At 64.8% G+C, this 14,043-nt stretch carries 15 protein-coding genes; 12 read left to right on the top strand and 3 right to left on the bottom strand.

The window, feature by feature from the left end; translation table 11 throughout:
• Positions 1-200 precede the first annotated feature (200 nt).
• The 10 genes from lptF (at position 201) to ABIB66_RS13370 (ending at position 10,651) form a co-directional block, all read left to right on the top strand.
• Positions 201-1,370 (top strand): LPS export ABC transporter permease LptF, encoded by a 1,170-nt coding sequence (gene lptF, locus ABIB66_RS13415; RefSeq protein ID WP_275167196.1) that lies wholly within the window; start codon positions 201-203, stop codon positions 1,368-1,370.
• On the top strand, positions 1,367-2,464 hold the full coding sequence (gene lptG, locus ABIB66_RS13410) for an LPS export ABC transporter permease LptG (RefSeq protein WP_275167197.1): 1,098 nt from the start codon (positions 1,367-1,369) through the stop codon (positions 2,462-2,464). The genes lptF and lptG overlap by 4 nt, the downstream gene beginning before the upstream one ends.
• Positions 2,464-4,953, top strand: a complete 2,490-nt coding sequence (locus tag ABIB66_RS13405) for an LPS-assembly protein LptD (RefSeq protein WP_354203939.1) — start codon at positions 2,464-2,466, stop codon at positions 4,951-4,953. Before lptG ends, ABIB66_RS13405 begins: the two co-directional genes overlap by 1 nt.
• Before the next feature lie 69 nt (positions 4,954-5,022).
• Positions 5,023-5,949, top strand: a complete 927-nt coding sequence (locus ABIB66_RS13400; protein WP_354203941.1) for a peptidylprolyl isomerase family protein — start codon at positions 5,023-5,025, stop codon at positions 5,947-5,949.
• Positions 5,949-6,965: a 4-hydroxythreonine-4-phosphate dehydrogenase PdxA gene (gene pdxA / locus ABIB66_RS13395; protein WP_354203943.1), complete on the top strand. Its 1,017-nt coding sequence runs from the start codon at positions 5,949-5,951 to the stop codon at positions 6,963-6,965. The genes ABIB66_RS13400 and pdxA overlap by 1 nt, the downstream gene beginning before the upstream one ends.
• A complete protein-coding gene (gene rsmA / locus ABIB66_RS13390) occupies positions 6,962-7,822 on the top strand; it encodes a 16S rRNA (adenine(1518)-N(6)/adenine(1519)-N(6))-dimethyltransferase RsmA (RefSeq protein ID WP_354203945.1) in 861 nt (286 codons plus the stop codon). Before pdxA ends, rsmA begins: the two co-directional genes overlap by 4 nt.
• 16 nt (positions 7,823-7,838) lie before the next feature.
• Positions 7,839-8,897 (top strand): alcohol dehydrogenase, encoded by a 1,059-nt coding sequence (locus tag ABIB66_RS13385; RefSeq protein ID WP_354254935.1) that lies wholly within the window; start codon positions 7,839-7,841, stop codon positions 8,895-8,897.
• 163 nt (positions 8,898-9,060) lie between these two features.
• Entirely contained in the window at positions 9,061-9,222 is a 162-nt protein-coding gene (locus ABIB66_RS13380) for a Flp family type IVb pilin (protein ID WP_007609340.1), read from the top strand.
• A gap of 73 nt (positions 9,223-9,295) precedes the next feature.
• Complete coding sequence (locus ABIB66_RS13375) at positions 9,296-9,532, top strand: hypothetical protein (protein WP_007609339.1); 237 nt, start codon at positions 9,296-9,298, stop codon at positions 9,530-9,532.
• Positions 9,533-9,898: 366 nt separating this feature from the next.
• Positions 9,899-10,651: a Crp/Fnr family transcriptional regulator gene (locus ABIB66_RS13370; RefSeq protein WP_354254934.1), complete on the top strand. Its 753-nt coding sequence runs from the start codon at positions 9,899-9,901 to the stop codon at positions 10,649-10,651.
• Here the strand turns inward: ABIB66_RS13370 and ABIB66_RS13365 are convergent.
• A complete protein-coding gene (locus ABIB66_RS13365) occupies positions 10,630-11,367 on the bottom strand; it encodes a Crp/Fnr family transcriptional regulator (RefSeq protein ID WP_275167203.1) in 738 nt (245 codons plus the stop codon). The genes ABIB66_RS13370 and ABIB66_RS13365 overlap by 22 nt on opposite strands.
• A gap of 157 nt (positions 11,368-11,524) precedes the next feature.
• Between ABIB66_RS13365 and ABIB66_RS13360 the strand changes: the two genes are divergently transcribed.
• Both ABIB66_RS13360 and ABIB66_RS13355 read left to right on the top strand, forming a co-directional pair.
• Positions 11,525-11,764: a hypothetical protein gene (locus tag ABIB66_RS13360; protein ID WP_275167204.1), complete on the top strand. Its 240-nt coding sequence runs from the start codon at positions 11,525-11,527 to the stop codon at positions 11,762-11,764.
• A gap of 17 nt (positions 11,765-11,781) precedes the next feature.
• Positions 11,782-12,483: a Crp/Fnr family transcriptional regulator gene (locus ABIB66_RS13355; RefSeq protein WP_354254933.1), complete on the top strand. Its 702-nt coding sequence runs from the start codon at positions 11,782-11,784 to the stop codon at positions 12,481-12,483.
• 41 nt (positions 12,484-12,524) lie between these two features.
• Here ABIB66_RS13355 and ABIB66_RS13350 read toward each other — a convergent pair whose 3' ends face one another.
• Both ABIB66_RS13350 and ABIB66_RS13345 read right to left on the bottom strand, forming a co-directional pair.
• Positions 12,525-12,845: a low affinity iron permease family protein gene (locus ABIB66_RS13350; protein ID WP_275167206.1), complete on the bottom strand. Its 321-nt coding sequence runs from the start codon at positions 12,843-12,845 to the stop codon at positions 12,525-12,527.
• A 78-nt stretch (positions 12,846-12,923) separates the two neighbouring features.
• Positions 12,924-13,538 carry a cupin gene (locus ABIB66_RS13345; protein WP_354203954.1) on the bottom strand — a complete coding sequence of 205 codons (615 nt, stop codon included), beginning with the start codon at positions 13,536-13,538 and terminating at the stop codon, positions 12,924-12,926.
• Positions 13,539-14,043: the final 505 nt, after the last annotated feature.

The following is a 14,043-nucleotide window of genomic DNA, read 5'->3' as shown; positions in this document are numbered from 1 at the left end:
CCACAACGAGGGAAATATTAACCATATATTGAGGGTGCCACGGGGCAGCCATTTTGTTGACGGATCAAAGGGATGGTACTGAGAGAGTAAGCCGGCGGATGAGACGGTTGGCCGACCTTGGGGATCCCCTTGCGGGGATTGGTTGGACAGCCGGAATTCCGGCCGGCATTGGGGACTTGGTGGGATTCGTGCGGTAGCGCATGGGGTCAATCGATAGGTATATCTTCCGCACGACGCTCGCGTCGTTTGCGCTGGTCCTGGTCAGCCTCACGGGCGTGATCTGGATTACGCAGGCGTTGCGCGGCATCGACCTGATGACGAGCCAGGGTCAGACCATCCTGACCTTCCTCGGCATCACCAGCCTCGTTGTGCCCGCACTGGTCCTGATCATCTCGCCGATCGCGCTGATGATCGCGATCTCGCATACGCTGAACAAGCTCGCGACCGATTCCGAGATCATCGTGATGAATGCCGCCGGCTTCTCGCCGTTCCGGCTGTTCTATCCGTTCTTCTACGCCACCTGCGTCGTGGCGCTGCTGGTCGCCTTCATCGCGGCCTATCTCGCTCCCGACGGCATGCGGCGGATCAAGCAGTGGGACGCCGAGATCACCGCCGACGTGCTCACCAACATCCTGCAGCCCGGCCGCTTCGCCCAGCTCGACAAGAACCTGACGATCCGGATTCGCGAACGCCAGCCCGGCGGCATCCTCGCCGGCATCTTCATCGACGACCGCCGCGATCCGAACGAGCGGGTCTCGATTGTCGCCGAGCACGGCGAAGTCGTGAAGAACGAGACCGGATCGTTCCTGGTGCTGGAGACCGGCAATCTCCAGCGCTTCGAGGCCGGCAAGCGCGATCCGGCGCTGGTGGCGTTCGGGCGCTACGGCTTCGACATGTCGAAGTTCTCGGGCCAGGGCCGCGACGTCACCCTCGGCATCCGCGAGCGTTATCTCTGGGAGCTGCTCTCGCCGTCCGAGGACGATCCCGTCTACAAGCAGATTCCCGGTCAGTTCCGCTCGGCCCTGCATGACAGCCTGCTGGCGCCGATCTATCCGTTCGCCTTTGCCGTGCTGACCTTCGCGTTTCTGGGTGCGCCTCGCACCACGCGCCAGAGCCGCAACTTCTCGATCGGCTCCTCGATCCTCGCCGTGTTCGGCCTGCGCATGGCCGGCTTCGCCTGCTCGGTGATGGCGGTGAAATCGCCGGGCGCGGTGCTGGTTCAATATGCGATGGTTATTGGTGCCATCGGCATCGGGCTGGCGATCATCATTGGTGGCCTCGTGGTCGAACCGCCACCGCGCCTCATGGAGGCCATCAACAGGTCGAACGCGCGCATCGCGCGGCTGTTCGGACGGCCGGCCACCGCATGAGCATGCTCACCAACACACTCGGGCGGTATTTCGCCGGCCGTTTCGTGGTCGCGGCGCTCGGCGTGTTCGCCAGCATTTTCCTGCTGCTGGTGCTGGTCGATTACATCGAGATGGTGCGCAAGACCTCAGGGCTCGCATCCGCCTCCGCGGTCATGGTGGCCGAGACCTCGCTGTTCCGGGTGCCGCAGCTGCTGGAGAAGCTGACGCCGTTCTGCATGCTGATCGGCGCCATGACCTGCTATCTCGCCCTCTCCCGCCGGCTCGAACTCGTGGTCGCGCGCGCCGCCGGCGTCTCCGCATGGCAATTCATCTCGCCGGCGCTCGGAAGCGCGCTGCTGATCGGCGTGATCGCCACCGTCGCCTACAATCCGATGTCGGCCAATCTGCGCGAGCTCTCCAAGCGCATGGAAGCCGAGCTGTTCGGTTCGGCGCCCGGCGGCGGCATTCAGGACGCCTCCGGCTTCTGGCTCAATCAGGTCACCAATGACGGCCAGACCATCATCAACGCGGCGCGCAGCGAGCAGCAGGGCGTCCGGCTCACGGGGCTCACCCTGTTCCGGTTTGACACAGAGCAGCACTTCAAGGAACGGGTCGAGGCGCGCGAGGCGACGCTCGAGGCCGGCCGTTGGCTGTTCAAGAACGTCCGCCGCTTCTCGCTGGATTCGCCGCCGGTCGATCAGGCCAGCCTGGAGATTCCGACGACGCTGACGGAGGCGCAGGTCCGCAACAGCTTTTCCACACCCGAGACTGTGTCCTTTTGGCAACTACCGAGCTACATCCGCTCTTCCGAAAGCTCGGGCTTCGCGACAGCCGGATACCGACTCCAGTATCAGAAGCTTCTGGCACAGCCGTTTTTGCTTGCGGCCATGGTGATGCTCGCGGCCTCCGTGTCGTTGCGCTTCTTCCGGATGGGCGGCGTGCAGAAGATGGTTTTGAGTGGCGTGGGCGCAGGCTTTCTGCTCTACGTCCTGTCGAAAGTGACTGAAGATTTGAGCAAGGCTGAGTTGATGCATCCGATCGCTGCGGCGTGGTTGCCTGTGGTGGTGGGCGGCCTCACCGGCTTTTTGGCCTTGCTGTATCAGGAGGACGGATAGTGACGGCCGTCCACCGAGGGCCCGTGTCTCGTTTGACGCGGCGCACATTGGTGCGCGCGAACGGGTGTGGCTTGTCCATTCGCAGGTTCCTGCTTGCCGTCGCCGCCGCGGCATCGCTCGGTGGCCTGATGGACGTTGCCGCCGTGGCGCCGGCTTCCGCCCAGAGCTTCACCTACAATCCGCTGCCGCCGCGTGCGAAGCCGCCGAAGGCCGTCAACGACAACCAGATGCTGGTTCAGGCGACCGAGGTCGACTACGACTACAACAATTCGCGCGTCTCCGCGGTCGGTAACGTCCAGCTGTTCTACAACGGCACCAGCGTCGAGGCCGACAAGGTCATCTACGACCAGAAGACCAAGCGGCTCCATGCCGAAGGCAACATCCGCATGACGGATGCCGACGGCAAGATCACCTATGCCGAGATCCTGGACTTTTCCGACGACTACCGAGACGGTTTCGTCGATTCGCTGCGCGTCGACACGGCCGACCAGACCCGCATGGCGGCGAGCCGCTCCGATCGCTCCAGCGGCAACTACACGGTGTTCGAGAACGGCGTCTACACGGCCTGCGCGCCGTGCAAGGACGATCCGAAGAAGCCGCCGCTATGGCAGGTCAAGGGTGCGCGCATCATCCACGACCAGCAGGAGAAGATGCTGTATTTCGAGACGGCGCAGCTCGAATTCTTCGGCGTGCCGATCGCCTATATGCCCTATTTCTCGACGCCCGATCCGACCGTGAAGCGCAAGACCGGCTTCCTGATGCCGGGCTTCACCTCGAATACGCCGTTCGGCTATGGCGTCGAGGTTCCGTTCTACTGGGCGATCGCGCCCGACATGGACGCGACCTTCAACCCGCGCATCACGTCCAAGCAGGGCGTGCTGTTCCAGGCCGAATTCCGCCAGCGCCTGATGGACGGCGCCTATCAGATCCGCGTCTACGGCATCGACCAGCTCGATCGGAGCGCGCTCGCCGGCCAGCCCGGCGACAAGCAGTTCCGCGGCGCCGTCGACACCAAGGGTCAGTTCGCGCTGAACGACAAATGGGTCTGGGGTTGGGACGGCGTCCTGATGTCCGACTATTATTTCTTCTCGGACTATCGGTTGTCGCAATATCGCGATCCGCTGGGCTCGTTCCTGTATCTGCCGACGGATGCGCTCTCGCAGCTTTACCTGACCGGTGTCGGCAATCGCAGCTTCTTCGACGCGCGCACGATGTACTGGCTGAGTTACTCCGGCAACCAGAGCCAGGTGCCGATCGTCTACCCCGTGATCGACTACTCGAACGTGCTGAACTATCCGGTCTTCGGCGGCGAGTTCAGCTACAAGACCAATTTCGTGAACCTGTCGCGTGACACCGCGGTGTTCGATCCGATCACGACGCTCGCCAACACCAATGGCCTGTGCACGACGGTGTCGGCCGATCCGCTCGCGCGCACGCCGTCGCAGTGCCTGCTGCGCGGCTTCCCGGGCACCTACACCCGCCTGACGGCCGAAGCGCAGTGGCGCAAATCCTTCACCGATCCATTCGGTGAAATCTGGACCCCGTTCGCCATTCTCCGCGCCGACGCGATCAACTCCTCGGTCTCCAACCAGCCGGGCGTGTCGAACTATCTTCCTGCCGGGGACACCCAGGCGCTCCGCCTGATGCCGACCGTGGGCCTCGAATACCGCTACCCCTTCATCAACGTTCAGCCCTGGGGCTCGACCACCATCGAGCCGATCGCGCAGATCATCATCCGGCCAAACGAGACCTATGCCGGCAAGCTCCCCAACGAGGACGCGCAGAGCATGGTGTTCGACGCCTCGAATCTGTTCAGCGTCGACAAGTTCTCCGGCTACGACCGTGTCGAGGGCGGCGGCCGCGCCAATGTCGGCGTGCAGTCCACCACGCAGTTCGACAGGGGCGGCGCGATCAAGACGCTGTTCGGACAGTCCTACCAGCTGTTCGGCATGAACTCCTTCGCGGTCCAGGACTCCATCAATACCGGCGTGGATTCCGGCCTGCAAAGGCCGCGCTCCGACTACGTGGCGAGCGCCGCCTACTCGCCCAACAGCACCTATACGTTCAGCGTTCGCTCCCGCATGGACGAGCAGACCTGGAACATCCAGCGCTTCGAGGCGGAAGGCCGCGCCAACTTCAACCGCTGGTCCGTCAGCATGCTGTACGGCAATTACGCGGCACAGCCGGAACTCGGCTATCTGACCCGCCGCGAGGGCATCCTGACGTCGGGCTCGATCAAGGTCGCGGCCAATTGGGTGGTCACGGGCTCGGCGCGCTGGGACCTGGAGGCCAACAAGATCAACCAGTATGTGCTCGGTGCCGGCTACGTCGACGATTGTTTTGTGCTCGGCTTGAACTATGTAACCGCGTATAGCTATTCCGCAGGCGCGACGCCGCCCACCCTGAACCACGCGATCATGTTCCAGATCGGCCTGCGCACGCTGGCGAACACAGCGACGACCAGCAGTTCCGGCGGCGGCCTCCAGTGAACGGTTTGAAGGTGCCGGCCGCGTGTTCCCGATCGCAGGTTCACCACGGCTGAGATGCGAGCGACAAATATGACGATCCCGTTGCCTGTCTTCCGCCTGTTCCTCGTCCTCGCCGCCCTGCTCCTGGCCGGCACGCCGTTGCGCGCGCAGAACATCGTCGTGATGGTCAACGGCGATCCCATCACCGACTTCGACATCGAGCAGCGCTCCAAACTCGACCAGTTGACGACGCAGAAGACCCCGTCCCGTCAGGAGGTCATCAACGAGCTGATCGACGACCGGGTGAAGATGAAGGAAGGCAAGAAATACGGGGTCGACCCCGGCGTCTCCGACATCAACCAGTCCTACGATGGCATGGCGCAGCGCATGCGCATCTCGTCGGACCAGCTCACCAAGACGCTCGAGGTCAAGGGCGTCCGCCCCGAAACCCTGAAGAGCCGCATGAAGGCCGAGATGGTCTGGACCAGCCTGGTGCGCGGCCGCTTCAAGGAGAAGCTGTTGGTCGGCGAGAAGGACGTCGCGCAGGCCGTGCAGGCCCAGACCGGCGACAAGCTGCAGATCGAGGGCACCGAATACAAGATGCAGCCGATCGTGCTGATCGTGCCGCGCGGATCGTCGCAGGCGTTCCTGGAGACGCGGCATAAGGAAGCCGAGCAATATCGCTCGCGAGTCGGAAGCTGCGAAGAAGCCAATTCGTTGTTCCGCTCGACGCCGAACGCCACCATCCGCGATACCGTCACCAAGACCACGGCGGAATTGCCCGAAGCGCTGCGCAAGGTCCTCGACGACACGCCGATCGGCCACCTGACCGCGCCCGAGATGACCAAGGCGGGCATCGAGATGGTGGTGCTGTGTTCGCGCAAGCCGACCATGATCGACACGCCGAAGAAGCGCGAGGTCCGCGAGAAGATGTATCAGGAGAAGTACGAGAAGACCCAGAAGGCCTATCTCGAGGACCTCCGAAAGGCGGCGATGATCGAGTATCGCAACCGCTGATGGCCCAGCAGCCTGCCAAGCCCCTTGCCCTGACTCTGGGAGAGCCTGCCGGCATCGGCCCCGACATTACCATCGCAGCCTGGCTCAAGCGCCGCGAACTGGACCTGCCCGCCTTCTATTTGCTCGGCGACGAGGCGCTGATCGCCCGCCGCGCCAAGGCGCTCGGTGCCGAGATCCGGCTTGCCTCCGTGAACGCGGGCGAGGCCGCGGCCGTCTTCACCGAGGCCCTGCCCGTGGTCGCGACCGGCGAGCCCGCGAGCGCCGAGCCCGGCAAGCCCGACGCATCGAGCGCCCCGGCCGCGCTCGCCTCGATCCGCCAGGCGGTCACGGATGTCCGCGAGGGCCGCGCCGGCGCCGTCGTCACCAATCCGATCGCCAAGAGCGTGCTCTATCGCGCCGGCTTCCGCCATCCCGGCCATACCGAATTCCTCGCCGAGCTCGCCGCGGACGACGGCCGCGCGCCGCAGCCGGTGATGATGCTGTGGTCGCCGCGGCTGGCCGTGGTGCCCGTGACCATCCACGTCTCCTTGCGCGATGCACTGGCCCAGCTCACCAGCGAGCTGATCGTCTCGACCGTGCGCATTGTCGCGAGCGAACTCAAATCGCGCTTCGGCATCGCCAATCCGCGCATCGCGATTTCCGGCCTCAATCCGCACGCGGGCGAGGACGGCTCGCTCGGCCACGAGGAGCAGACCGTGATCGCGCCGGCGATCAAGACGTTGCGCAGCGACGGCATCGAGGCGAAGGGGCCGCTCCCCGCCGACACCATGTTCCACGAAGCCGCGCGCAACAGCTATGACTGCGCCGTCTGCATGTACCACGACCAGGCGCTGATCCCGATCAAGACGGTGGCCTTCGACGACGCGGTCAACGTGACGCTCGGCCTGCCCTTCATCCGCACCTCGCCCGACCACGGCACCGCCTTCGACATCGCCGGCACCGGCAAGGCCAATCCGGCAAGCCTGATCGCCGCGTTGAGGCTTGCGAGCCGGATGGCGGCTGCGAAAACCCGATGAGCGCGATCGACGACCTCCCGCCGCTTCGCGAGGTCATTCGCCAACACGCCTTGTCGGCCCGGAAATCGCTCGGCCAGAACTTCCTCCTCGACCTCAATCTCACCGCGCGCATTGCGCGTGCGGCGGCACCGCTCGAGGACTCCACCATCATCGAGATCGGCCCCGGCCCGGGCGGGCTGACGCGCGCCTTGCTCGCGCTCGGCGCCAGACGCGTCATCGCCATCGAGCATGACGAGCGGGCGATCCCTGCCTTGCAGGATATTTCCGCGCGCTATCCCGGCCGTCTCGAGATCGTGCATGGCGACGCCATGACCTTCGATCCACGCCCGCTGCTATCGGGCGAGAGAGCAAAAATCGTCGCGAACCTGCCCTACAACATCGCGACCCACCTTCTCGTCGGCTGGCTCACCACCGAGCCCTGGCCGCCCTGGTACGACATGATGGTCCTGATGTTCCAGCGCGAGGTCGGCGAACGCATCGTGGCGCGCGAGGGCGAGGAGGCCTTCGGCCGGCTCGGCGTGCTCGCCAACTGGCGCTGCGAGACCAAGATCCTGTTCGACATTGCGCCGTCCGCCTTCGTGCCGCCGCCGAAGGTTACGTCTTCCGTCGTGCGACTGATCCCGCGCGAAAATCCTCTCGCCTGCGAACGCAAGCTGCTCGAACAGGTCGCCGCCGCCGCCTTCGGCCAGCGCCGCAAGATGCTGCGGCAAAGCCTGAAGTCGCTGGGCGCCGATCCCGCGCGGCTCGCCGCAGCTGCCGGCGTCGATGCGACGCGGCGCGCCGAGACCGTTCCGATTTCCGGCTTTGTTGCCATGGCGCGTGAATTGGCCAATATACGCAGCGAAATAGAGAGATAATTTCGGAGGAAGAAATATGGCGTTGATGCGTCGGCAGTCCCTGGTCAAGTTCGATGCGCCGCTGTGCGAGACCATCGTCGACACGCCGAAGCCGCAAGGGCGAGAGGTGCTGGTGCGCATCGAGCGCTGCGGCCTCTGCCACTCCGATCTGCACATCCAGGACGGCTACGCCGATCTCGGCGGCGGTAAGAAGCTCGACACCACGCGCGGCATGACGCTGCCCTTCACGCTCGGCCACGAGATCGCGGGCGTGGTCGATGAAGTCGGTCCCGACGTGTTCGCCGGTCTCGTCGGCAGCAAGAAGGCGGTGTTTCCGTGGATCGGTTGCAGCCAGTGCCGCGACTGCGCCAATGGCGACGAGAACCTCTGCGCCAGGCAGCGCTTTCTCGGCGTCTCCATCGACGGCGGCTTCGCCACCCACGTGCTGGTGCCCGACGCGAAATATCTGCTCGACTACGATCCCCTGCCCGTCAACCAGGCCGCGACGCTGATGTGCTCCGGGGTCACCGCCTATGGCGCGCTCAAGCGCCTGGTCGACCGTCCGCGCCAGCGCAATCTCCTGCTGATCGGCCTCGGCGGCGTCGGCATGATGGGCCTTTCCTTCGCGGCGGCCATGTTCAAGCAACCGATCACGGTCGCCGATCTCAGCGCTGCCGCGCGCGAGACCGCGCTGAAGAACGGCGCGGCGGTGGCCTACGATCCGGCCGAGCCCGACGTGATCAAGCGCATCCTCAAGGAAACCGATGGCGGCTTCGACGAGATCGTCGATTTCGCGGGTAACGAGAAGTCCATGGCCTTCGCGGTCGCCGTCGCCGCGCGCGGCGGCAAGATCGTGGTCTCCGGCCTGATGGGCGGCCAGTTCACGCTGCCGATGGTGCAATGGGTCTACAAGCGCATGACAATCGAGGGCTTCATGGTCGGCACGCTCACCGAGGCTCACGAATTGATGGCGCTCGCCCGCGCCGGCAAGATCAAGCCGACGCCGATGCGCGAGGAGCCGATGGGCGACGTCCAGACATGGATCGACGAGCTTCGCGCCGGCAAGGTCGTCGGCCGCATCGTGCTCAAGAATTAGGATGCGCGAGAAGAACGAGGCGGCGGGGTCGGTATTTCGCCGCCGGCTTCACAATGTCAGCGATTAACTCGATATTGACGCAAGCCGGTGTTCCAAATTGGGGAACCTGCTCTCTGCGGATTATGCTCGTCGCCAGCTCTCTTTTTGGAATCCTGGCAAGACCATGCAGACCATCCGCCGCTTCCTCGCCGACGAGTCCGGCGCCACCGCGATCGAGTACGGCCTGATCGCCGCCGGCATCGCGCTGGCGATCATCGCCGTCGTCAACAACCTCGGCGCGACGCTGAACAAGAAGTTCACCTCGATCAGCAGCTCGCTGAAGTAACGCGGGCACGCGCGCTAATTCACGGCATTCGTCTGTCCCGCGGAACGGCAACGGCCGCCCCGCGTTGGCAGCCATGTCCATTCGCTGCACCGTCGAGAACGCATTCTTCATCGCCTGGAGCTTCCTGGAGCAGAGCGGAGAGCTCGGCTCTCCGGACGAGACGGCGAACGTCCTGCTCGACGCCATTGAGGCCCAGCTCAGGACCGGTGAACGCCGGCAACTGATGCTCGCCAACAGGGCGATCGATGCCTATCGCGCCCACGCGGAAAAAAGCCGGCCCGCGCACGATTGCGAAGCACGCTTCGGGTGACGAACTTCGGGTGATCAATATCCTCGCCGCCCTTGGGCCCGCCGGCCCGGCGGCGTTTGAGGTATAGGCCGGCGGTCCGTCGGGCAGAGCGCACGGGGTGCGGCGCTCCGCGACGAGGACGCTACGCCGATCCGCGCCCTGCTGTGTGCACTCCTGCACAGAGCTCGTGAAGTTGAAGGCCGCTGGGTTCGGCCGCGCCATGTGCCTCGCGTGCCATGCGCCTCGCCAGTAACTTCCGGATTTCCGCAAGCGGGAGGCCACTTTTTCAACGTCTGAAAAACGCCTTGTGTGCACTTTGGAACCGTCGGCTCCGCCACGGAAACGTAGGGTTCTGGCCGGTGCCGATTCCCGGCCAGAGCAAGACATGTGACCGGTCGGCCCCAGAACGATCTTCTCCAGCGGCTCAGCCGCCCGGATTTCGAACTGCTCGCGCCGCACCTACAGCCGGTCGAACTCGAGGCGAGCCACATCCTGTATCACGCCGGCGACGAGGTCGCGGCGGTCCATTTTCCCTGCCGCTCCACGCTCGTGTCGTTCGCCGTGCCGGTCGAGGACGATCGCGAGGTCGAAAGCCTGCTGGTCGGCCGCGAGGGCGCCGTGGGCATTGCCGCCGGCCGCAGCGTCTCGCTGGCCTATTCGCGCATCGTGGTGAAGCTGGGCGGGACCCTGGTGCGGCTGCCGCTGCGCGCGCTCGAGCAGGCCCAGCAGAGGTCGGCCACGCTCCAGCGGGTGCTCTCGCGCTATGGCGACTGCCAGTTCGCGCAGCTGCTCCAGACCGCGGCCTGCAACGCCGCGCATTCGATCGAGCAGCGCGCCGCCAAGTGGATCATCTCCGCACAGGAGCATGTCGGCGGCCCCGAGATCCCCCTCACCCACGAGCAGCTTGCCGGCATGCTCGGCGTGTCCCGCAGCTATGCCAGCCGCGTCATCCAGATGTTCAAGGCGAGGCGGATCCTCGCGACCGGCCGTGGCGCCATCCTGATCCTCGACGCCCCGGCGCTCGAAGCCAGAGCCTGCCGTTGCAACGATTGGGTGAAGAAGCATTTCGAGGAAGTGCTGGGCGCGCGGCATCTGCCAGCGGCTGACGCTTTGCGGCCTCACGCGCGCGGCGGCGACTGACGCTTGAGGTGCAGATAGCTCGGACTGAAGTTTCCGAGCCGCTGCAGATCGCGCCATTTCAGGACGATCAGCTCGCCCTCGCGCATATCCATGGTCCCGCTCCGTCTGAGGTCGGCGAGCGTCCGGTTCACCGTCGCGATCGCCATGCCCAGCGTTTCGCCGAGCTGCGCCAGGCTGATCGGCAGACGGCAGCGATTGCCGCGGACAAGCTGCGCTGCGCGGGCGCGGTAGAACAGCTCGCAGAACAGGTGTGCCATGCGCGCGTGCATCGGCCGGGCGCTGTTGTTGGTGATGGCCTCGCGAAAGATCGCGGCATCGAGCAGCGTCTCGCGCCAGACCGACAGTGCGAAGGCCGGCCGTCGCCGGAAGGCAATAAACAATTCGCGATGCGGGATGAACGCCACGGAAGCGGGCCCGAGCGCGCAGAGGCCATGGTCCATCTGGTCGATGAACAGTCCCTGGGAGTCCGGCAGGTCTCCAGACAGATGGAACGCGAGATATTGCCGCCGGCCGCTGTCGAGCAAATGGTAGCGCGCGACCATGCCGGAGACGACCAGCGCGGAATGCTCAGGTTCGTCGCCCTGACGGATGAAATCCTCGTTCGGCGCGAACTCGCGCTGCACAAAGGTCAGCCCGCGAATTTCAGCGACATCCTCGTGTGCGAGTGCGGTGTGCTCGCCCAGGTTCCGAATCAGCACGTCATGCGCTTTTTCCATGTGACCCGCCAAAAACCCTGCCGGTTCGATCAAATGATACATCTGGCCCGCATCCAGCGGACTAGAACGCTGATCGGAAGCACAGGTTGCTACCGGTCTGCGACATTGCTGGGTCGCGGCCCCCGTCCCTCGATCGCGGACTGCGCCCGCCCTTCGCATGAGCCCTACGACGATCCTGAAACGCATTCGCCACCTGTTCGCATCGGATTCGGGCGAGCACCTGGACAGTATCCGCGCTGCCTTCCTGCATGGCACGTTGAAGGAGCCGGCGCGGCCGATGTCGGACCAGGAGCTTGCGCGCGCCATCCGCGAGTTCCAGGCGGTTCCCGTCTCCGATTGGACCATCGCAAAACTCTCACGACGCCTGCTCGAGCAGGCGATGCCGCGTGACGACTGAAACACCTCTTCCTCTCCATGCCACACCCGAAGTTCATCGCACATCTCCAGGCGATCGAAGGCCTCTCCGAAGACGAACGACGCCAGGTCGCGGGTCTGCCGTCCACGCTGCGCCAGGTTTCGGATGGCGAGATCGTGCTGCGCCAGGGTGAGGATCCCTCCCGATGCGTCTTCGTCGTCAGCGGCTTCCTCTACCAGGCTCGCCTCGTCGGCGATCGCAGCCAGATCCTCGCCTTCCACGTTCCCGGGGACATGCCGTGCCTGCACACGCTGCTGGTCTCGCCGATGGATGCGGACCTCGTCGGTCTCGGACCCTCCATCGTCGGCTACGTCGCACACAGCCAACTCAAGCAGCTGCTTGACGGCTCCATTCATCTGACCCGCGCGTTCTGGCGCGAGACGCTGATCGATGCGGCGATCTCACGACAATGGATCGCGCGCCTGGGCGCACAGGCGGCGCTGCCGAAGGTGGCGCATCTGATCTGCGAGCTCGCCGCAAGGCTGGAGGTCGTAGGCCTCGTCAAGAACGGCCGCTTCCAGATGCCGATGACGCAGCGGCATGTTGCCGATGCGTGCGGACTGTCGATTGTCCATGTCAATCGCACCATCCAGGAGCTGAGAGGGCGCCGATTGATTGCCTGGGAGGGAAGCGAGATCGAGCTGCTGCTACCCGACGAGCTTCGCGCGCTCGCGGATTTCACGCCGGATTATCTGACCTGACAAAGACCGGTGAATGTGCCTCGGTCGGGGCGCCGGACGCGCTACCCGCTCCGTCGAATCTCCTCCCGCTGCGTCTCGACCTCTTCGGCGTCCTCGTCATCGACGTTCATCTGATGGGCACGGCCGCTCGCCTTGAGCAGTTCGTCGAGCTTGGCGTGAATCGCCTGAGTATCGCGATGCTCGGCGCGCTGGATCACTAGCGTCATGCCCCATGTCGCCAGCGTGGCGAACGAGTGCCATTCGAGCCCGTTGCCCAACGTGACCCAGGCAACGGCATAGGCCGCGAACACGGCAAACGCGGCGGGCCGCGACGTGGCAACGCCAATCTCGGTGAGCCAGCCTTTTGATTTGGGAAGGGACATGCGCGGCAACTCGCGCCATGGGGCGGCGTTCCAATGGAAGACGCTCGAAACCGGCACAGCGAAAGCGATCCCCCCGCGTCACGATCGCGACGACTTTATCCGCCATGATTTGAGCAACGGGCCGCCGGCACCCAGCACGGGATCTGTCTTCGGCTTGCGGGCCTTGGCGATGCGTTTGCTGGCGTCAGGACGCTCTCGCGTGTCGGTGCACTCGTCGTACGTCCCCTCCTGCGGATACGCTCCGACGACCAGGAAGTCCCGACTGGACTCGATCAGACGGTGTCCGGTGCCTGCGGGCAGGACCAGAACATCTCCGGCTTTCACGCTCAAGATTCGCCCCTTGATCCCGCCGCACTCGATCCTGGCCGTGCCGCGCGCCACGCCCATCACTTCGTGGATCTGCGAATGATAGTGGACAAAGTCATAGACCGTATCGCGCCAAGAGCGGCCCCAACCATGACTATCGAACAGCGTGTCGACGATGACCTCCGGAGCAAAACGCCGGGTCTTCAGGTTCACCGCGCCGCGATAGAGCAACACGGGAAAATGCGGGTTATTCGGCACGATGCCGTCGTCCCGGAAACGGATGGCTGTCGGCTTCCGAGCCCGCACAAGCGCCCGCAGTGTTGCCGCGTCGGGGTGCTCCTCAACGAGCTTCTTGGCGAGATTTTTGATCTGGTCCTTGATCGGCATGGCGTCTCCTCAGCCGCAATGAAACGTCTGGCGCCTGAGGAAGTTTCCGGACGCGGTATCTGGCCGGCGATGAACCGCGGAGATGTCGGCCAGCCCACAAGGCGTCGGGCAAAACACCTCGTCAAGCCCTCCTCACACAAGCATTTCGCTTTTCCGAATTTCGGATTTGTGGCATACAACGCGCATCCTGGCCCTGCGAGGGGCGTTCGCGACCGTCACGACATGCGGGCCGGGTGGCGGTGGACGCGGCAGCGACGGCGCGGGCGGCGTGATGACAGGGCGGGAAACGGTGAGTCCTCACGCGACGCGTACGACACGGCGCTGGAGAGCGGGTTCGTCGGTCATCGGGGGTGAGCACACGCAAGCCCTCGACGCTTTGGGCGGGACCGTCCGCGGACGGAGAAGTCGTGTGGTGCTGACGCCCGGGGTCTGTGCGTCAAGCCTCGCGGTGATGTAGCGGCCCAACCGGGCGCGGGCATCTGGTCTCCTCAGGCAAGGTGATAGG

Origin of the sequence: Bradyrhizobium sp. F1.13.3 (genome assembly GCF_040548265.1) — a bacterium.
Lineage (GTDB): Bacteria > Pseudomonadota > Alphaproteobacteria > Rhizobiales > Xanthobacteraceae > Bradyrhizobium.
The sequence above is the reverse complement of the archived record's forward strand: the minus strand, read 5'-3'. Positions and strand labels throughout refer to the sequence as shown.

Coding starts and splice junctions, on each gene's coding strand:
- lptG (WP_275167197.1), top strand. CDS start 1,367: ATGAGCATGCTCACCAACACACTCGGGCGGTATTTCGCCGGCCGTTTC.
- rsmA (WP_354203945.1), top strand. CDS start 6,962: ATGAGCGCGATCGACGACCTCCCGCCGCTTCGCGAGGTCATTCGCCAA.
- ABIB66_RS13375 (WP_007609339.1), top strand. CDS start 9,296: ATGTCCATTCGCTGCACCGTCGAGAACGCATTCTTCATCGCCTGGAGC.
- ABIB66_RS13400 (WP_354203941.1), top strand. CDS start 5,023: ATGACGATCCCGTTGCCTGTCTTCCGCCTGTTCCTCGTCCTCGCCGCC.
- ABIB66_RS13350 (WP_275167206.1), bottom strand. CDS start 12,845: ATGTCCCTTCCCAAATCAAAAGGCTGGCTCACCGAGATTGGCGTTGCC.
- ABIB66_RS13365 (WP_275167203.1), bottom strand. CDS start 11,367: ATGGAAAAAGCGCATGACGTGCTGATTCGGAACCTGGGCGAGCACACC.
- ABIB66_RS13355 (WP_354254933.1), top strand. CDS start 11,782: ATGCCACACCCGAAGTTCATCGCACATCTCCAGGCGATCGAAGGCCTC.
- ABIB66_RS13360 (WP_275167204.1), top strand. CDS start 11,525: ATGAGCCCTACGACGATCCTGAAACGCATTCGCCACCTGTTCGCATCG.
- ABIB66_RS13345 (WP_354203954.1), bottom strand. CDS start 13,538: ATGCCGATCAAGGACCAGATCAAAAATCTCGCCAAGAAGCTCGTTGAG.
- lptF (WP_275167196.1), top strand. CDS start 201: ATGGGGTCAATCGATAGGTATATCTTCCGCACGACGCTCGCGTCGTTT.
- pdxA (WP_354203943.1), top strand. CDS start 5,949: ATGGCCCAGCAGCCTGCCAAGCCCCTTGCCCTGACTCTGGGAGAGCCT.
- ABIB66_RS13380 (WP_007609340.1), top strand. CDS start 9,061: ATGCAGACCATCCGCCGCTTCCTCGCCGACGAGTCCGGCGCCACCGCG.
- ABIB66_RS13385 (WP_354254935.1), top strand. CDS start 7,839: ATGGCGTTGATGCGTCGGCAGTCCCTGGTCAAGTTCGATGCGCCGCTG.